The 18,313-nt window shown below is 54.8% G+C and carries 14 protein-coding genes; 7 read left to right on the forward strand and 7 right to left on the reverse strand.

What is annotated here, in order from left to right; translation table 11 throughout:
• Positions 1-23: 23 nt before the first annotated feature.
• The 7 genes from FHS90_RS04095 to FHS90_RS04125 all read right to left on the reverse strand — a co-directional run bounded on the left by FHS90_RS04095 (position 24) and on the right by FHS90_RS04125 (position 7,518).
• Entirely contained in the window at positions 24-743 is a 720-nt protein-coding gene (locus FHS90_RS04095) for a DUF4097 family beta strand repeat-containing protein (RefSeq protein WP_182511957.1), read from the reverse strand.
• Between the two features lie 152 nt (positions 744-895).
• The gene (locus tag FHS90_RS04100) at positions 896-1,729 is read right to left on the reverse strand and encodes a DUF4097 family beta strand repeat-containing protein (RefSeq protein WP_074987995.1); all 834 of its coding nucleotides are present in this window, start codon (positions 1,727-1,729) and stop codon (positions 896-898) included.
• 20 nt (positions 1,730-1,749) lie between these two features.
• Entirely contained in the window at positions 1,750-2,688 is a 939-nt protein-coding gene (locus tag FHS90_RS04105) for a HEAT repeat domain-containing protein (RefSeq protein WP_246386650.1), read from the reverse strand.
• Complete coding sequence (locus FHS90_RS04110) at positions 2,678-3,187, reverse strand: GFO_1088 family ECF-type sigma factor (RefSeq protein ID WP_066837784.1); 510 nt, start codon at positions 3,185-3,187, stop codon at positions 2,678-2,680. The genes FHS90_RS04105 and FHS90_RS04110 overlap by 11 nt, the downstream gene beginning before the upstream one ends.
• A 326-nt stretch (positions 3,188-3,513) precedes the next feature.
• The gene (locus tag FHS90_RS04115) at positions 3,514-3,846 is read right to left on the reverse strand and encodes a hypothetical protein (protein ID WP_182511959.1); all 333 of its coding nucleotides are present in this window, start codon (positions 3,844-3,846) and stop codon (positions 3,514-3,516) included.
• A gap of 209 nt (positions 3,847-4,055) precedes the next feature.
• Positions 4,056-6,464: a penicillin acylase family protein gene (locus FHS90_RS04120; protein ID WP_182511960.1), complete on the reverse strand. Its 2,409-nt coding sequence runs from the start codon at positions 6,462-6,464 to the stop codon at positions 4,056-4,058.
• Between the two features lie 601 nt (positions 6,465-7,065).
• Entirely contained in the window at positions 7,066-7,518 is a 453-nt protein-coding gene (locus tag FHS90_RS04125; protein WP_182511962.1) for a DUF4890 domain-containing protein, read from the reverse strand.
• Positions 7,519-7,736: 218 nt separating this feature from the next.
• On the opposite strand from FHS90_RS04125, the gene FHS90_RS04130 reads away from it, so the two are divergent.
• The 7 genes from FHS90_RS04130 to FHS90_RS04160 all read left to right on the forward strand — a co-directional run bounded on the left by FHS90_RS04130 (position 7,737) and on the right by FHS90_RS04160 (position 17,895).
• Positions 7,737-9,062: a M16 family metallopeptidase gene (locus FHS90_RS04130; RefSeq protein WP_182511964.1), complete on the forward strand. Its 1,326-nt coding sequence runs from the start codon at positions 7,737-7,739 to the stop codon at positions 9,060-9,062.
• A 33-nt stretch (positions 9,063-9,095) separates the two neighbouring features.
• A complete protein-coding gene (locus FHS90_RS04135) occupies positions 9,096-11,165 on the forward strand; it encodes an insulinase family protein (RefSeq protein ID WP_182511966.1) in 2,070 nt (689 codons plus the stop codon).
• 522 nt (positions 11,166-11,687) lie between these two features.
• Positions 11,688-12,938, forward strand: coding sequence for an efflux RND transporter periplasmic adaptor subunit (locus FHS90_RS04140; protein WP_182511968.1), 1,251 nt, complete (start codon positions 11,688-11,690; stop codon positions 12,936-12,938).
• 7 nt (positions 12,939-12,945) lie between these two features.
• Positions 12,946-14,436 carry a TolC family protein gene (locus tag FHS90_RS04145; RefSeq protein ID WP_246386652.1) on the forward strand — a complete coding sequence of 497 codons (1,491 nt, stop codon included), beginning with the start codon at positions 12,946-12,948 and terminating at the stop codon, positions 14,434-14,436.
• Positions 14,437-14,769: 333 nt separating this feature from the next.
• Entirely contained in the window at positions 14,770-15,462 is a 693-nt protein-coding gene (locus tag FHS90_RS04150) for an ABC transporter ATP-binding protein (RefSeq protein ID WP_182511970.1), read from the forward strand.
• 10 nt (positions 15,463-15,472) lie between these two features.
• Entirely contained in the window at positions 15,473-16,714 is a 1,242-nt protein-coding gene (locus FHS90_RS04155; protein ID WP_066839070.1) for an ABC transporter permease, read from the forward strand.
• Entirely contained in the window at positions 16,711-17,895 is a 1,185-nt protein-coding gene (locus FHS90_RS04160) for an ABC transporter permease (RefSeq protein WP_066839065.1), read from the forward strand. Before FHS90_RS04155 ends, FHS90_RS04160 begins: the two co-directional genes overlap by 4 nt.
• The last annotated feature ends 418 nt before the right edge of the window (positions 17,896-18,313 follow it).

Raw genomic sequence — 18,313 nt, forward strand, 5'->3', positions numbered from 1 at the left:
CTGAAAACAGCCCCAAAACGCCCTTACTTTTTCCGCCGGAAGTAAATGTCATTGCTGATAGATTCCAGTTTCACGGTGGGGCCGCCTTCTTGTACTTTCCCTTTCAGGTCATAGCCCACCATGGGCGCCTCCTGGTGTTTCCCGTTCAGGGCAATCTCCAGATCTGAATACACTTCACCGGTGATGGTTTTGAGGGAGACGGCGGCGCCCTGCTGGGTGGGCCAGTCCATGTCTACAAACCCGCTGATGGATTTGGCGCTGACGGGGCCGGTGAGGCCACGCACCTCCACATTGCCGCTAATGGTTTCCAGCGTGACGTTGGCGTGGCGGGGTAGGAAAATTTCATAGTCAATGCGGGTGCAGGCGAAGTTGGTGGCTTTGCCGGTTTTGGTGTTGTAGTTGCCAAAGTTGCGGCTGTACCCGTCTGGGCAGTGGAGGCTGTCACTTTTAACGTCTTTGAACAGCTCATGCTTGAGGTTGGCCAATACGTTTAGCTGGTCTGGGGCGTCCTCAAAGGTCAGGACCATTGCTTCGTTCAGCTGACCGCCGTTGATTTCATAGCACACCTTGATGAGGGCTTCATTTTTGTCCCAGGCGGTGAGCTTAATGTCATTGGCAAACTTGAGGTGCAGGTTCACTTTCTTGGAGGCAGGCAGGGCGAAGGTCTTCTCCACCACTTTTTTTTGGGCATGCGCGGCCAGGGAGCCCCACAGCAGCAGGGCGGCCATTATTAATTTTTTCATAAGATGAATAGGTTAGAAGGAGGGGTGACTGTAAAGACAGAAGCGGGAGGGGTCTTTTCTGGGGCGGTGCTGGAAGAAGCCGGGAAGGGCAGGCGGTGCACGTTATGTCTGGCGCATGCCCCGGTCCCTATGCTTCTCCCATTGGGGTGGGCTTATTTCTTCTTTCTAATGTAAATGTCGCTGGAGATGCTCTGCACGTTGATTTCTACGCCGCCGCCGTTGGTTTTGCCGTCAATGTTGCCGCCGCCGCCAATCACGGCCAGGTTGCCTTTGTCACTGCGCTTCAGGTCCATGTCAAAGTCTGTGTAGATTTCGCCCTGCAGAGATTTGAGCTTGAAATTGGCTTTGGTGTTGGCGGGCAGGGTAACGTCTATCTCCCCGGCCACCGACGAAAGCGCGCTGGGTTTGTTTTGGTCTATAGCAGAGAAAACTACTTTAAGGGAGCCTGCGGTGGTGTTGGCTACCACCGGGCCCGAGACGTTGGTGAAGGTAGCCTCAGCGTTGTTCAGTTTGGCTTCAATCTCGCCGTCCAGGTTGGAGATGGTGAGGTCGCCGCCCGTCCAGTTGGTTTCCTTGTACAGCACAGACGCGTTCCTGGGTACTTTGATGGTGAATTTCCCATCGTTCCTGGAGGCTTTGGCAATGGTTACAATATTGCCTTTCTTCTCTACAGACAGCCCCAGATTAGTGTTGTCTTCCATCTGGTTGTAGAGGGGCTTGAGGCCTTCGGCGCGTTTGGGCGGGGCTGTGTAGTCTCTGGTTTCAATGATCACCTCGTCCCCGTTGTAACCTTCAATGGCTACTTCGCTGTTGAACATGGTGAGCTGCACCTGCTTGTCTTTGCCGGTTCCCAGCTTGATTTTATAGGTTCTAAGATTACTCTCAGCGGTTTTTGCGGTTTTGCTGCCGCCGCCCGTGGCGGTTTGCGCAAAGCAAGTTCCGGTAAGCAGGAGGCAGGCCCATGCTAGTGCTATTGATTTTTTCATGTGGGTAACTGATTATGAGGTTAGATAAGGGTGCCAAGACCCTCTTGTGCTTTGAATTTTACAATAGGTAATAGATCATCACGGCCGGTGAGTTTCTGCAGGTGCGGGATGGCGGTTTTCTCTTTCAGGCTGATGATCATCTCAATCAATGTGACCTGCATCATAGGGTCTGTCTGGTTGCCCAGCGACTGAATAATGGCTTTGCGCGCCTCGGGCTGCTCCCTGAACTGGTACAGCGCCTCAGTGGCCGCCAGCCGCACGTTCACGTTGTTGTCATGGTTCATGGTCTTGATGAGCTGCCTGATCACCTTCCTGCTCTCGTCTGGCGTGAGGCCGTTGGTTTCCAGCTCCTGGGTCACCAGCTGCAGCCGGTCGCTGGCCGAGGCTCTCACCGTAGTACTGGCCGCCCATACGGTTCTGGGCTTCTGCCGCGCCAATGGCGTGAAATTGCTTTCTTGCTTCTTCTCTACATCTGCCTCTGTTGCTGTTGCGGCGGTGGTCAGGGCCGTGTTCTCCGGGGCAGGTGCAGTTGCCTGTATAGGCGTTGTTTCCTGCGCCTTAGGCTGTTGCTGCACGGCCGCTACATCTTTGGGGGCTGGGCTGAACGGGGCGTCTTGCCGGAAGTAGTTGCCTGCCCAGAACGCCACCAGGAGTAACGTGATGCTGGCCGCTATCTGCCAGGAGTATTGCCGGAACCAGTGCTGCTGCATCGGCGCCGCCGAAGAAACTTGTAGTTGGGGCTGCTCAATCTTCTCAAAGAGCCAGTCATCTGAGAGAAACTTGTCCAGTTCTACCTCCTGCTCCTGGCCGTAGTGCTCAAACTGGACGGCGTGCACCTTGAGGTGGTCTGGCAAAAGTTGGGTCTGCCGGAAGAATTCCTTGAGCTGGTTCTCTTCTTCCAATGACGTCTCGCCGAGGTAGTATTTCTCCAGTAAGGCTTCTATCTGTTCAAAGGGCATAATTTTCTAGCTTTAAAAGTCCGTCCCGCACGCTTTTCCGGGCTCTGGACAGGGCTACCCGTATGGCGTTCACGTTCATGCCGGTGACCTGTTCCACCTCCTCATATGAGTAGCCTTCCACGTCGCGCAGGTGCAGAATGACCCGCTGCTGCTCTGGTAGTTCCTTCACCAGTTCCTGCACCTTGTGCACCTGGTCTGCCAGTTCATAGCGCTGGTAGGGCGTCTGCTCCCCAGAATTCAAGTCCATGTCACTCACGTCTACCATCTGCTTGTTCTTGCGGCTCTTCAATTTGTCCAGGCACAGGTTCTTGGTGATGCTCATGGCAAACGCCTCAATGCTGGCGTAGGCATGCAACTTGTGCTTGTTGGTCCAGAGTTTCAGGAACACGTCCTGCAAAATATCCTCAGCCTCCTCCTTGTTCTGGAGCATGAACAGCGCCAGCCGGTAGAGCTTCTGCTTGCTTGGGAGTACTTTGCTTTTAAACTCTTGTAAGTCCATTCAAATACAGAGACGCCCAAGGGCGGAAGTCATTACAGCGGGTTAAGAAATTTTTTACAGGAAAGTGAGAAAAGCCTTCTGGTTGGGTAAGAAAGCGGGTTTTTAGCTTGAAATTGTTGTTCAGATAAAAGAGGTTGGGGCTTTGGGATGCGGCTGTTTCCGAGCTGATTTGGGAAAAACAGCCCAGAAACGCCATGGACTGAACTAAGAGGCTAGTGGTGTTGTAGGTTGGTTTTTTGGCGCAGACGCCCGCAGGTCCTCCGGACGCTACAAGGTCTTTTGAACTGGCGTTTTTGGCCTACTTTCCTAAAAACAGGCCAAAAACACTACGCCAGCGCCCGCCGCACCAGAAACCCAGACAATGCACTCAAGCCACCTACAATCCCGCCCAACAGCACCGTTACCGCCAGCAACAGCCACGGCGAGTTCAGGCTGAACATGGCTGCTACCCGCGTGCTTAGAATACCGTCTGTCACCACGTGCCAGAACAGCGCCGCTCCCAGCCACGTCACCGCAATGGCGGTAAAACCAGAAAAGAACGCCTGCCCCCCGCGGTGTGCCTTCCAGAACGCCATGGCAAAACAGATCACGGCTATAGACCACCACGGCAGGAAGAATTGGGCCAGGAGGCTGAAGAGAAGAATGAAGAGGAAGAGCATAACGGGTTGGTTTTGGTAGCAAGTTCTATAATGTGTTTTTTACATTCTTCTGTCATTCTGGAAGAATCTTGGTGGCGAACGGTAGTAGCTATCACCAAAGGCTTTTCTAATTCGCCCACAAGATTCTTCCAGAATGACAAGAGCGGGGAAGAAATTAATAAGGCAAGCATCTCCACGAACAACTAAGAACGGATAACGAACAACTAAATTTACTCCCCCTTCATTACCCACACCACACCTGTCTGTTCCTTTCTATCGTCTATACCCTGCAAGAACAGCAACCGGTGCAACTTGCCCGCCTGCCAGTCATCTAGCAAATTATCATAGAAACGGCTGCCGGGGTTGCCGCTTTGGCCACCCGGGAACACGCCCCACGCCTGCACCTGCGGCCCCAGCTGCACCACCATGCGCCAGGAGGGGCCGTGGCTGCCGTTGAGGGCGTTAATGGAGTTGGCGCTTCCGCCGGTATTCAGTTCCTGCCCAAAGCCCGGCAGCTGCGCCAGGTGCCTGATGGCAGATTTTTTGGCTTTGCCCCAGCGTAGTTGCGCCGCAGCAGCAGGCAGGTTTTCTACCACCTTCTTAAAAGTGGTAGCAGCCACGTCCGTCACGGTTTCTTTCTGCGGGGTGGTCACGTCATCAAACCAGCGGGCGTTGGGCTCGTGTAAGAGCAGCTGCACCAGGCGGTCGCGGCCGGGGGCCTTGAATGTGTCTGCGGGGAATTCATCGGCCCAGACCGCCGTTGCGAACGCTTGCCACCATTGCTCAAACAGATACGGCGCCGTTTGGTCGGCATCATAGAAGTAGTTCCAGCGGGAAAGGGTTTGGTAGGCGGTTTTCTCTTTGGCATTCAGAGATTCCTGCTGGATCAACTGCAACAGCGTGGGCAGCACATTCTGGGGCACAAAACTGTAGGTGTCTGTCTGCAGCCGCCGGAAACTGTCTGGCGTGGCCTGCGTCATGGCCGAAAGGCGCTGGTTAATGCGCGCGCTGCGTTCATAGCCCGCAAAGCTGGAACCCAGGTAGTACGGGTAGTCCTTCGGGTGGACAGGCGTCTGGTTGGCCGAGCTCACAAAGCCCCGCGCCGGGTTCAGCACCTGCGGCACCTGCTCCATGGGAACCCAACCCTGCCAGTCATGGGCGGGGTTGGTGCCGTCCAGCAGAAACTGGCCCTGGCCCGGCCATTTCAGCGGAAACAGCCCATTAGAGATTATGGCAATGTTCTGCGAATCTGCATAGACGAAGTTAAAGGCAGGGGCGGCCCAGGTTTTCAGCGCTTCGCGGAATTGCGGATAGGTTTGGGCGCGGTTCACGGCGTACAGCGTCTTGAGTTCGTTCTGAGTGTCATGGCCGGTCCACCTGATGGCGTGCCCGGTGGGGGTGCTACTGCTTCTGAACGGCTTTTCATGGGGCAAATACGCCACGGGGCCGTGGTGGGTGTAAAGAACCGTGTCAACCACCGTTTGGCCCCCTTTTACCTTGATGCGCTCTATGAGGTGCCTAACTGGTTTTAACCTGCCGTTGTGCCAGTAACCCTGCCGCCGTGCGTCCTGAAACTTGACCTCATACCAGTCCAGCACATCGGCCCCCACGTTGGTCATGCCCCACGCTATGTTTCGGTTAAAACCAATGCCCACGCCCGGGGCCCCGGGAATAATCACCCCGTAGCTGTTGATACCCGGCGCATGCAGCTGCACCACGTGCCAGATAGAGGGCAGGCTGAGGCCCAGATGCGGGTCTGACGCCAGCAGCGGGTAACAACTGGCCGTTTTAGAGCCCGCCACCGCCCAGTTGTTGCTGCCCAGGTTCTCAGGCTTCTGCCGTTCCAGCGCATGTGCGGCGGCCCCGGCCAGGTACTGCGCCGGCGTAGGCGGAACAGGCAGCGGGGTGAAAGCAGCGCCGGTTCCCGCCGGTACAATAGGCTCCTCCCGGAAAGGGTAGTGGGGGAACAGGTCTTTCACCACGGCTGCGCCGAATTTGCGCAGCGTGTTGGTCATGCGCAGGTCATCTGAGTACCCCGTCATGTCAAACGCCAGCATCTTGAGCAGCAAGGCAATCTTGAGGCCCGACCATCGCTCGGGCGCGTAATGCAGTACTTTGTACTCAAAGGGGTAATCGCGCGGCGAAAGCTGGTCAATGTAGGCGTTGACACCGGCGGTGTAGGCTTCCATCACGGCTCTGCTTTGCGGATCTGCCTGCATGCGCTGGAGAGAGGCCTTTGCTGAGACCACCATGCCCATGCGGCGCTGGTAGCGGTCCATCTCCAGGGTCTGCGCGCCAATCACCTCAGACAATCTGCCGGCGGCGGCGCGGGTCATGAACTCCATCTGCCAGAGGCGGTCTCTGGCGGTGAGGTACCCCTGCGCAAAGTACAGGTCATGGTCATTCTGCGCGAAGATGTGCGGCACCCGCAACGAGTCAAACCGCACCTGCACCGGCTGCTGCAGCCCCGCCAGGGATAACTCCGCAGAGCGGAAATCAGGGTCTGTCTCGTGACGCCAGAACCCTTCATACGGGCTCAGCAGCGGCCCCAGCGCCGGAATAATTCCGTGGGTCCGGTTCAGCACATACACGAGGGCAAGGGTGAAAGCGGTGACAAGAAGAGCTCTTATCCATTTCATAGCGGTGCGGCAAGGGGTTGGAAACTTCCTGTAAGATAGCCGCTTCTACAGGCATTGGCAAGAGGGCGCGCGAGTTTGTGTTTTGGGGCTGTTTTCTCAAAAACAGCTCCAAAACACAAACGGTCACCACAGGCAAGGCAGCAGCTAGAAGTATTGCCAGCAGCGCCCTTACGGTGGCATAACTTGGGAGGGTTTTCTGTTTTGGGGCTGTTTTCAGAAAAACAGCTCTAAAACAGATCAGCAGAGTTCCATCTCCCTGAGGGGGAAGGGTAGGATGAGGGGGAAACTGTTCATGTGGCAAAGCAACTGGTAAAGCAAGATGAACACCATGTAAGTAACTTTTGCGCCATAGTTGATGAAGCGTCTGCTCAAAAGACCTCGTAGCGTCTGGAGGACCTGCGAGCGTCTGCGCCAGTAGCCTTTGCTGCATAGCCAGCGCTGCCCCCTCACCCTAGCCCTCTTCCTCAGGGAGAGGGAATCCCGGGAAATGCGTTTTCGGCCTGTTTTCAGGAAAACAGGCTAAAAACGCAGTGTATGGAAATAAAAAAGCCGAGACAACTTGCCTCGGCTCTCTGGTGCATTGGGAGAACTAGTTGTTGCCTTAACCTTCGGTTTCGGCACCGCCTTTTTTCTTCTTGCCGTCTTTCTTGGCTTTTTCAGGACCTGGCGCCTGGCTTTGGCCGTTACCGGCACGCTCTCTCATGCTGTTCTGCTGCTGCTCAAATTTCTCTTTCTGGGCAGGGGTCAGGATGGCTTTGATGTCATCTGTGCGCTTTTGGTTAAGGGCCACCATGGCTTCACGGTTGGGCTTGCCCGCAGCGCGCATTTTGTCAATTTCCTGGGCAGAGGCCAGAATGATGGCCTGTACTTTGGTGGTTTGGTCTGGCGTGAGGTCCAGCTGCTTCTGGAAACGGCTGGTCTGCGCCTGCACCCGCTCCTCTAAGGTGAGCTTGGCGCGGCCTTCCCCCGGGCCTTGCTGGGCAAAAGCCGTGCTGCCAAAAAGAAGGGCTACCGCCAGAAGGGCTGCTGAGGTGAGATTTTTCAGGGTCTTCATACAAATGTTGTCTTAAATACAGTTTAGTGCTTAGAGCAGAAACTGCGGGTTTGGTTTAACCGCCATACGTAAAATTCTTATTCTGGTAGTAAGGCAATCAGGAAATGGAACGCTTTTACAAATATTTAAATTAATTTTAAGGACGTTTACCCGTGAAGCCACCGGTAAGCCCGCCAAACTGACTGAACAAGACCCTTTTATTTTTTAACGCTTTTTGAATGAAACGTAAATTGTTGAGTACCCTGTTGCTGGGTGCCAGCCTCACCGCTGCCGCGCAAAGCAACAAGATTGACTTCACAGAGTACGACCTGCCCAACGGTCTGCACGTGATTTTGCACCAGGACAAAACCACCCCTACCGTGGCCGTGACCATGATGTACCACGTGGGTTCTAAGAATGAGGCACAGAACCGTACCGGGTTTGCCCACTTCTTTGAGCACCTCATGTTTGAAGGCTCAGAAAACGTGGAACGCGGCAACTACATCAACATGATTCAGTCTGCGGGGGGGGCGGTGAACGCCAACACCTCGTTTGACCGCACCTACTATTACCAGATTCTGCCGTCTAACCAGCTGGCCCTGGGCCTCTGGATGGAGGCTGACCGTTTGCGGGCCGCCAAAATTGACGAAAGAGGCGTAGAGACGCAGCGGCAGGTGGTGAAAGAGGAAAAGAAGCAGCGCATAGACAACCAGCCCTACGGCACTTTGCTGGAGAACACGTTTGCCACCGCGTTTGAAGTACACCCGTACCGCTGGGTGCCCATTGGCTCTGCCCAGTACATTGACAAAGCCTCTCTGCGGGAGTTTATGGACTTCTACAAAACCTTCTATGTGCCCAACAACGCCACGCTGACCATTGCCGGAGACCTGGATGTGGAGCAGACCAAGAAACTGGTGGAGCAGTACTTTGCCCCAATTCCCAAAGGCACCATTCCCATCATCAGGCCCAGTGTAGAAGAGCCCAAGCAGGTGGAAGAAGGCCGCAAGGTGGTGTTTGACAACATTCAGCTGCCGGCGGTGGTGCAGGCGTACCATATCCCTAAGCAAGGGGCAGATGACTCGTATGCCATTAAAATGCTGACCACGCTGCTCTCTGGCGGGCAGAGCTCCCGTCTGAACAAGGCGCTGGTAGATAACCAGCAGAAGGCGGTGACGGTGGCGTCTATCCCGTTGTCTATGGAAGACCCGGGCCTGTTTATCAACCTGGCGGTGGCCAACATGGGGGTAGACGTACACGAGCTGGAGCGCGCCATAGATGCGGAGCTGGACCGCGTAAAGAAAGAGCCTATCTCTGACCAGGAGTTCCAGAAACTGCGCAACCAGATTGAGACCGAGTACATCAACGGCTTGGCCACGCTGGAAGGCCGCACAGAGAAACTGGCCTCTTTCCACGCGCTGTACGGCAACACCAACCTCATCAACACTGAGCTGGACAAACTGCTGGCCGTGACCAAAGATGATTTGATGCGTGTGGCCAACCAATATTTAACCAAAGAAAACCGGGCGGTGTTGCATTACCTGCCTAAGGCGGCGCAAGCGAGATAAGCAGTTGGTTTCCTTTATTCTTCAGAGATTTCCATGAAAAAATATATTTCCATTTTCTTTCTGGCGCTATCTGCCGCAGTAGGCAGTGTGGCGCAGACAAAACAAACTCCGCCGGCGGCGGGCCCGGCCCCTACCATTGAGCTGGGGAAAGTAGAGCAGTTCACCCTCTCTAACGGCTTAAAAGTGTACGTGGTAGAAAACCACAAGCTGCCCACAGTGGCCATGACCCTGGTGCTGGACAGAGACCCTGTGCTGGAAGGTGAGAAAGTAGGCTTGACGGGCGCAGCGGCGTATCTGATGCGTACCGGTACCACCACCCGCTCTAAAGACCAGCTAGACGAGCAGATTGACTTCATTGGTGCCACCTTAAACACCTCGGCTACCGGTTTTTCGGCCTCCAGCCTGAAAAAGCACCTGCCCAAGCTCATGGAGCTGAGTGCAGATGTACTGCTCAACCCGCAGTTCAAGCAGGAGGAGCTGGACAAGTTCAAAAAACAGATGGCCTCTAACTTAGCCGCTTCTAAAGATGATCCGGCCACCATGGAGACCAACCTGCAGCAAGCGCTGCTGTATGGCAAGAACCACCCGTATGGCGAAATCCTGACAGAGAAATCCATTGAGAACATTGCCGTGGCTGATGTGCAGCAGTTTTACAGCTCGTATTTCAGGCCAAACATTGGCTACCTGGCCATTGTAGGCGACATTACCGCCAAAGATGCCAAGAAGCTGGTGAAGCAGTACTTTGGCAAGTGGAAGAAGGGTGATGTAAAGCTGGCCGCGTATCCGGCGCCGGCCGCTTTAACCGCCAATCAGGTAGCCATTGTGGACCGCCCTAACTCGGTGCAGTCAAATATCTCTGTTACCTATGCCGTTGACCTGAAACCGGGTAGCCCAGACGCCATTGCGGCCACCTTGATGAACAACATTCTGGGCGGTTCCTTCGCCCGGTTAGATGCCAATCTGCGGGAAAAGCGCGCATACACTTACGGGTCTAACTCCAACCTCTCTACAGACCGCTTATCAGGGAGGTTTGTGGCCTATGCCAGCGTGCGGAATTCAGTGACAGACAGTTCTTTTGCCCAGATCATGTATGAAATGGACCGCTTGCGCAAAGAGCCCGTTTCTGCTGATGAGCTGAAGAAAGTGCAGAACATGATGACCGGCTCGTTTGCCCGCTCCCTGGAGAACCCGCTGACAGTGGCCATGTTCGCCATCAATACCGCCCGGTACAACCTGCCCAAAGACTACTACGCCAACTACCTGAAGAACGTGGCCGCCGTAACGCCCGCTGACATTCAGCGCGTGGCCCAGCAGTACCTGCGTCCAGACAAGGCTTATCTGCTAGCCGTAGGGAACGCCCGCGAGATAGCTGACAAGCTAAAGCCTTTCAACGTGAACCAGCCGCTGGCCTACTATGACGCCTTCGGGCAGAAAACCGAGGCCCCGTTGATGTCATTGCCTGCTGGCGTGACCGTGCAGTCTGTGCTGGCCGCTTACGTGAACGCCCTTGGCGGAAAAGCAAACGTGGAGAAAATAAAAGATCTGACCATCAAACGCACCATGACCGTGCCAGGAGCCCAATTGCTGGTGACCCAGCAGCAGAAAGGCGTAGACAAATCTTTAGTAGTGACCACTTATGGACAGAATGAGATCAACCGGGTCATCATCAACGGCACCAAAGGGGCCATCAACACCCAGGGGCAGGTAAAAGAACTGGACGGCACTGAGGTGCAGGACCAGAAACTGGACAACTGGTTGAGCTTCCTGAGCTATGATCAACTGGGGGTGAAGCTGGCCCTGAACCAGATGGAAAAAGTAGAAGGCCGTGATGCCTATAAACTGGAGTTGACCCTGCCCAGCGGAAAGAAATCCTTTCACTACTTTGACAAAGAAACCGGCCTGAAAGTGCGCGAAGTGGCCACAGAGCAAACCAGCATTGGTACCGCCAACCAAACCACAGACCTCAAAGACTACCGCGAGGTGAACGGCATTAAGTTCCCGCACCAGATTGACCTGCACATTGGCGGCCAGATTTTGTCATCCAAAGTGACTAGCGTGGAGGTGAACAAGAACCTGAAAGATGACCTCTTCAAGGTGAAGTAATTCTTCTTTTACTCTTTGGGCCGCTGCGTTTTAGGCCTGTTTTCCCAAAAACAGGCCTAAAACGCAGCGGCTTTTTTATGTCAAAATGTATCATGCAGGCTCTATAATCCGTCAGTTTTAGGTACAAGCTATACTCTCATTTTTCCCTCATTTCCTTTATTTTCCTTCCTTGACATTCTCCCCGGTGATAAACTACTCCTCCCTTTTGTCCTCCTGAAAGGATCTAGTGGGCGAACGGTAAACCAGTTGCTACTGTGCTTTTTTAACGTGTAGAAGCTCTTGCTAGATTATTTTAACAATGGCTTTTGACATAGAAGGCGAAGCTGTTTCTGGCCTGTTTTTCAGAAAACAGCCCCAAAACAGAAAACGTATTTCCGCACATCCCAATCCTGCCCACTTCTGGAATCCCTGTCCACTTCTGGACACTTTCAACTGTTTGACTTGAATATAAAGCGCTGTTGATCAGTGCGTAATAAATTGGCATAACCCTTGGATACCAGCCTGCACCAACCAAAGTGTAAAATGGACAGAGAAATACCCCAGGCTGTAGTGCAGAAAACCAGACGTCGCCGCCAGTGGCAGGCGGGAGGGGCTCTGGTGGTGGTGCTGGCGGCGGTGCTCGCGTTCCGGTGGGTGCTGGAAACGGAGGTGGCCAGAACAGACCTGCGCTATGCCACCGTAGAGGTAGGCGCCGTAGAAACGTCCCTCACCGCAACAGGCACGGTGGTGCCAGAGACCGAAGAGGTCATTGCCAGCCCCATCCAGGCCAAGATTGAGCGCGTGCTGCACCGGGCCGGTGACCACGTAGCCGCCAACGAACCCCTCCTGCAGCTGGACAAGCAAATCTCGCAAACCGCCTTTGAGAAACTCAGAGACGAGCAGCAGCTCAAGCAGAACAAAACCGCCCAACTCCAAAACGACCTCCAGAAGAACTTGAACCAATTGCGTTCCCGTTATGCGGTGCAGGAGGTCCGGGTGAAAAGCCTCCAGGCGGCACTCAATGATGAACAATACCTGCTCTCCATTGGCGGCGGCACCCAGGAAAACGTGAAGAAAGCTGAATTAGACCTCAAAGTTGCCAGGTTAGAATTAGCCCAGCTCCAGCGCCAGATACAAGACGAGCAGGCCGCCGCCCAGATTGGCATGAGATCCGTGGGCTTTGAGCTGGAAATGCAGCGCCGGGACATTGGCCAACTGCAGCGGCAACTGGAGCAGGCAGACATCAAGGCCACTAAAAAAGGGGTGGTCACGTGGGTGAACGAAGAAGTGGGGGCTAGTGTGAATGCGGGTGAGCCCGTGGCGCGGGTGGCAGATTTGAGCAGCTTCAGAATTAAAGCCACTATTTCAGATTCGTATGCCCAGCAGGTGAAGACCGGCGGCCCCGTCACGGTGCGGGTCAACAACACAGACCTGCGCGGCGAAGTTGCCAGCGTGCAGCCCAAGGTGGAAAACGGCATCATCACCTTTTATGTGCGGTTGCAGGAGAAAAACCACCAGGCGCTGCGGTCTAACCTGCGGGTAGAGGTGTTTGTGCACACAGACTTTAGGCCGAACGTGTTGCGGGTGAAAAATGGCTCCTTCTACACCGGTACCCCAGAGCAGGCGGTGTTTGTGGTGCAGGGCGACAAGGCCGTGCGGCGCATGCTCAGAACCGGGGCTAATAATTTAGACTTTGTAGAGCTGCAGGGAGACATCGCCGCGGGCGAAGAAATCATCATCTCCAGCACCAAAGAGTACGCCCACCTGAAGGAACTGCAACTCTCAGACAACTAACCCTGCCATGAAAAAGACTCTATTATATATAGTGTGCTGGGCGCTGGGGCCACTGACCATGGCGCAGCCGCTACGCCGGTCACTCACGCTGCAGGAAACTATTGATTTGGCCTTGGCTTCTTCTATTGCGGCCAAGCAGGCCACTACCAACCAAACCAGCAGTTACTGGCAGTACCGCACGTTCAAGGCCAATTACCGCCCGCAGCTGGCGTTGAGCGGCACCTTGCCAGACTTCTCTAGGAGCACCATTCCCGTGGTGCAGCCAGACGGGACAACTGAATTCAAAGAGGTTTCCATCAGCAATTCAGACGTGGCGCTGTCGGTGAGTCAGGCGGTGGGGCTCACGGGTGGGCAGTTCTTTATTTCTTCGCAGAGCCAGCGGTTTGATGACTTCAACCAGGGCGTAAGGCGCTACAACACTTTTCCCGCCATCATCGGCTTTAGCCAGCCTATTTTTGGTTACAATGCACTGGCGTGGGCCAAGAAGATTGAGCCCCTCCGCTACGCGGAATCTGAACGCCAGTACCTGGAAGACCGCGAAACCGTGGCCACTACCGCCACGCAGCGCTTCTTTGAGGTGCTGCTGCAGCAGGTGAACCATGAGATTGCCACCAAAAATGTGGAGAACAACCAAGCCTTATTTAGGGTGGCCGAAGAGAAATATCGGCTGGGCCGATTATCTAAGAATGAGTTGCTGCAGCTCAAACTCAGCCTCATGAACGCCCAGCTGGCGCAGGCGCAGGCGTCTACTGAGCTGAAAACCGTGGCCATGCAGTTTGCCGCGTACGTGGGGCTGCCGCAGGGCGAAAAGGTGACGGTGCAGGCGCCGCAGAACGTACCCGCGTTGGTAGTGGAGGAGCAGTTGGCACTGGCGCAGGCCAGAATGAACCGGAAAGAGCGCTTCCTGTTTCAGCGCCAGGTGCTGGAGGCGGAACAGAAGATGGCCGAGGTGCGCGGCAAAGGCGGGTTCAACGCTGATGTATATGCCACCTTCGGGCTGACCAAGAGCGCCAACAGCTTTTCTGAGAGTTATGTGCGGCCAGAGAACCAGCAGCAGGTGACGGTAGGCTTTAGCGTGCCGCTGGTGGACTGGGGGCGGCAGAAAGCCAACGTGAAAACCGCGCAGGCGCAATTGCAGCTGGCGCAGTACACCGTGCAGCAGGAGCAGACCAATTTTGAGCAGAGCGTGCTCACGCAGGTGAACCAGATTGACCTGCTCAAAGAGCGCCTGCGCATCACCGCCTCGGCAGACTCCATTGCCCAGGAGCGCTATGACATCACCAAATCCACGTTTCTGGTGGGCCGCATCAGTATCACAGATTTGAACATAGCCCTGCAGGAAAAAGACCAGGCCCGCCGCGCCTACGTGGAAGCCCTGCAAGCGTTTTGGGTAGCCTATTACCGCCTTCGGGCGCTTACCCTCTATGATTTTGAGCGCGGGCAACCGCTGGCGGACCTCACCCCCAGCCCCTCTCCCGCGGAGAGGGGAGCCAGGTAATGTGTTTTTGGCCTGTTTTGGCTAAAACAGGCCAAAAACGGGGAACAGCTCTTCTGGTTGTGAGTCCCTCTTTGAAGGGCGAAGGAGGGATGTTTACACAGGAGGGCAAACATTGCTGAACCAGATTTTTTTTATGGCGCGGAAGTTACTTCCGTGACTAATAATGAAAGTCACGGGAGTAACTTCCGCGCCATAGTTGGGGACGCCATGACCGGCAGGTGTCCCCCTTCAATGGGGCAGTTTCTTCTGAAGTAACAGATTGAAGTGAACAAGCATACATTAAGAAAATAGCACAACAGCACATTAAAAAATTAGCACCTTAGCATATACATTATGATACAGTTAGTTGACATTGAAAAAGTCTACCGCACCAAGACCATAGAGACGGTAGCCCTCAGCCGCGTGAACCTGTTCGTGGAACGTGGGGAGTTTGTGTCTGTCATGGGGCCCTCGGGCTGCGGAAAATCTACGCTGCTCAACATCATGGGCCTGCTAGATGACCCGTCTAGCGGCCACGTGGCCATTGACGGGCAGCCGGTGAAAACACATTCAGACAAGCAGCTGGCCCGGCTGCGCAATGAGAAGATCGGGTTCGTGTTCCAGAGCTATCACTTGATTCATGACTTGAGCGTGGTAGATAATGTAGAACTGCCGTTGCTGTACCGGAACGTGAGCGCGGGTGAGCGGCGTAAGCGGGCGCTGGCGGCCCTGGAGAAAGTAGGCCTGAGTGCCCGCACTAAGCACTTCCCCAGCCAGCTCAGCGGTGGGCAGCGCCAGCGGGTAGCCATTGCCCGGGCCCTGGCGGGAAACCCGGAGATTATCCTGGCAGATGAGCCCACCGGAAACCTGGACAGCGTGATGGGCGACGAGATCATGGACATTCTGCTGCGCCTGAACCAGGAAGAAGGCACCACTATTGTGATGGTGACCCATGACGAGCACATGGCGCTCAAGACCAACCGCCTCATCAGGTTCTTTGACGGGCAGCAGGTGGCAGATTCAATGGTAGTAGAAGCCCAGATTTAACCGTACGGCCATGTTAAAGAATTACCTGAAAATTGCCTGGGCGGTCCTGCTGCGCCGGAAGTTCTTCACCTTCATCAGCCTTTTTGGCATCAGTTTCACGTTGATGGTTTTGATGGTGGTGACCTCGCTCTTTGACCACGTGTTCGGGCCGCAGATGCCGGAGCGGGAGACCGACCGGTTGCTGTTTGTGAACAACCTGCGCGAAGAACAGGGCGAAGGCTACTCCAGCAGCGGCCCGCCCAGCTATTACTTCCTGAACCGCTATGTGCGGCGCATGCAAACGCCCGAGAAAGTCTCCGTCCACTCAGTATTTACGCAGGTGAACAGCTACATCCATAACAAAAAGCTGGCGCTGGACATCAAACACACAGACCAGCAGTTCTGGGAGATCCTGGACTTTCACTTTCTGGAGGGAAATCCCTTTGGGGCGCAGGAGGTGAAGAACGCCAGCCGGGTGGCCGTGATCAACCAGACGACGCGCAAGAACTACTTCGGGGCGGGGCCGGCCCTGGGGCAGACCATTGAGGTAGACCAGGTGAAATACCGGGTCATTGGCGTGGTGGAAGACGTGCCGGTGCTGAGAATCCAGTCCTACGCCGATGTCTGGGTGCCCATCACCCTCAAAAGCCAGGAATTTAAAGACACCGGCCTGCGAGGCGGTTATTTTGCCACCATCAAAGCCCGACAAGCGTCAGACATTCCTAAGATAAAGGAAGAATACGCCCACATAATCCGGCAGGTGAGCCAATTGGACCCCAAAGAGAAAAAGCAGGTACACTCTTACCCAGATACCATTGTGGAGAGTTTCGCCCGGAGTTTTTTGGGCAGCGGCAAAGAAGACAAAGTAGGTTTCCTGTACACCATGTTAGCGCTGGCGGCCTTTCTGTTCATGCTTTTGCCTACCATCAATCTGGTGAACATCAACATTAGCCGCATCATGGAGCGGTCTTCTGAGATTGGCGTGCGCAAGGCGTTTGGGGCTTCGTCTAATACCATCATCGGGCAGTTTGTGGTGGAGAACGTTTTCCTGACGCTGCTAGGAGGTGTGCTGGGTTTTCTGCTCTCGGCGGGGGTGCTGGCGCTGATCAATGACAGCGGCATTATCGTCTATTCGCAACTGGGGTTGAATCTGCGGGTGTTCGCCTGGGGGCTGCTCCTGTGCCTGGTGTTCGGGTTGATTTCCGGGGTGTACCCCGCTTTTAAAATGTCACGTTTACACGCCGTTGAGGCTTTGAGAGGAGGCTCCAAATGATACGCCATTTATTTAAACTGATCTGGAACCGGAAGAAAAGCAACTTCCTGCTCATCACTGAAATGTTCTTCTCATTCATGGTGCTGTTCGCAGTCATCAGCTTTGTGCTCTACAACTACCATAACTATAAGAAACCGCTGGGCATTCATTACCAGAACGTGTGGCAGCTCTCCTTCAGGTCCAACGCAGACTCCATGGGGCAGGCCAAGGCCATACAGGAGCAGATGATGCAGCGCATCAAATCCTTCCCGGAGGTAGAGGCCGCCTCTCTGACCCACAACAATGTTCCCTTTGCGTTCAGCAGCTGGAGCATGGGGGTTTCTTACGGGAACAAAGAATCGGTGCAAACCAATAATTACGAGGTGCAAGATGCCTACAAAGACGTCTTCCAGTTGTCGGTAGACCAGGGCCGGTGGTTCGGGCCGCAGGATGCCGCTGCGCTCCACCCTTCAGTGGTTATCAACCAGGTCTTGAAAGACCGGCTGTTTGGCGAGGGAGAAGCGCTGGGCAAACAAATAAAGGTAGATGATTCTACCAGTTTTACCGTGGTGGGTGTGATGCCCCATTACCGCGCCGACAGCGAGTTTGCCGAAGAGGAACCCGCGCTTTTCCAGCGCATCAACCTGGAGAAGGCCAAACCCGATCAGCTGTACTCCAGTTTGCTCATCAAGGTAAAACCGGGCACGGGTGTGGTCTTTGAAGAAAAGATGGTGAAAGACCTGTCGCGCATTGCCAAAGACTGGACCATAGAAGTCACCACGCTGGAGAAAATGCGCCAAAGCAAATCCAAATTAACCTGGGTGCCTATGGTGGCCATGGGCGTGGTCTGCGGTTTCCTGATTTTCAACGTGGCCCTGGGCTTGTTTGGGGTGCTCTGGTACAACATCAACCGCCGCTACTCAGAGATTGGCCTGCGCCGAGCGCTGGGCGCCACCACCAAACAAATCCGGAACCAGTTTGTGGGCGAAGTGCTGGTGATGGCCACCTTCGGGCTGCTGCTGGGCCTGTTGCTGGCGGCGCAGTTCCCGCTGCTGCATGTGTTCCAGCTTTCCACGGAGATTTACTGGCAAGGCATAGCAGCTGCCGCGCTGCTCATCTTTTTGCTGGCTACTGTCTGTGCCGTGTACCCCAGCTGGCAAGCCGCAAAGATTCATCCGGCCGTGGCTTTGCATGAAGAGTAAAACCTCACCCTCTGGCCCCCTCTCCCACGGAGAGGGGGCCAGAGGGTGAGGTTTTTGCGTTTTAGGGCTGTTTTTCAGAAAACAGCCCTAAAACGCAAAATTTTTCTGGCGCGAGTCTCTGGACTCGTGACTACGGATGAAGCGAGTCTCCAGACTCGCCGGGAACCGAGAGCTGGTGCTACATGAAATTTCTCTATTGGATTTCTTTCTGGGCAAGAGCGGAAAGTAGCTCAGCCATGCGCTCGGTCGCTGCGGGGCAGCGAGGGTAGTCAGAGACTACCCCTTATCCCAAGGCACGAGTCTGGAGACTCGCGCCAGCTTTTTCTATTATCAAACTCAGAACTCTGAACTTCCTTTTACCTCGCAGCTCTTATGTGCGCCTCTGCACAAGCTGTTTTTGACCTGTTTTTCTGAAATC

Source organism: Rufibacter ruber, assembly GCF_014138425.1.
Lineage (GTDB): Bacteria > Bacteroidota > Bacteroidia > Cytophagales > Hymenobacteraceae > Nibribacter > Nibribacter ruber_C.

Coding starts and splice junctions, on each gene's coding strand:
- FHS90_RS04095 (WP_182511957.1), bottom strand. CDS start 743: ATGAAAAAATTAATAATGGCCGCCCTGCTGCTGTGGGGCTCCCTGGCC.
- FHS90_RS04100 (WP_074987995.1), bottom strand. CDS start 1,729: ATGAAAAAATCAATAGCACTAGCATGGGCCTGCCTCCTGCTTACCGGA.
- FHS90_RS04105 (WP_246386650.1), bottom strand. CDS start 2,688: ATGCCCTTTGAACAGATAGAAGCCTTACTGGAGAAATACTACCTCGGC.
- FHS90_RS04110 (WP_066837784.1), bottom strand. CDS start 3,187: ATGGACTTACAAGAGTTTAAAAGCAAAGTACTCCCAAGCAAGCAGAAG.
- FHS90_RS04115 (WP_182511959.1), bottom strand. CDS start 3,846: ATGCTCTTCCTCTTCATTCTTCTCTTCAGCCTCCTGGCCCAATTCTTC.
- FHS90_RS04120 (WP_182511960.1), bottom strand. CDS start 6,464: ATGAAATGGATAAGAGCTCTTCTTGTCACCGCTTTCACCCTTGCCCTC.
- FHS90_RS04125 (WP_182511962.1), bottom strand. CDS start 7,518: ATGAAGACCCTGAAAAATCTCACCTCAGCAGCCCTTCTGGCGGTAGCC.
- FHS90_RS04130 (WP_182511964.1), top strand. CDS start 7,737: ATGAAACGTAAATTGTTGAGTACCCTGTTGCTGGGTGCCAGCCTCACC.
- FHS90_RS04135 (WP_182511966.1), top strand. CDS start 9,096: ATGAAAAAATATATTTCCATTTTCTTTCTGGCGCTATCTGCCGCAGTA.
- FHS90_RS04140 (WP_182511968.1), top strand. CDS start 11,688: ATGGACAGAGAAATACCCCAGGCTGTAGTGCAGAAAACCAGACGTCGC.
- FHS90_RS04145 (WP_246386652.1), top strand. CDS start 12,946: ATGAAAAAGACTCTATTATATATAGTGTGCTGGGCGCTGGGGCCACTG.
- FHS90_RS04150 (WP_182511970.1), top strand. CDS start 14,770: ATGATACAGTTAGTTGACATTGAAAAAGTCTACCGCACCAAGACCATA.
- FHS90_RS04155 (WP_066839070.1), top strand. CDS start 15,473: ATGTTAAAGAATTACCTGAAAATTGCCTGGGCGGTCCTGCTGCGCCGG.
- FHS90_RS04160 (WP_066839065.1), top strand. CDS start 16,711: ATGATACGCCATTTATTTAAACTGATCTGGAACCGGAAGAAAAGCAAC.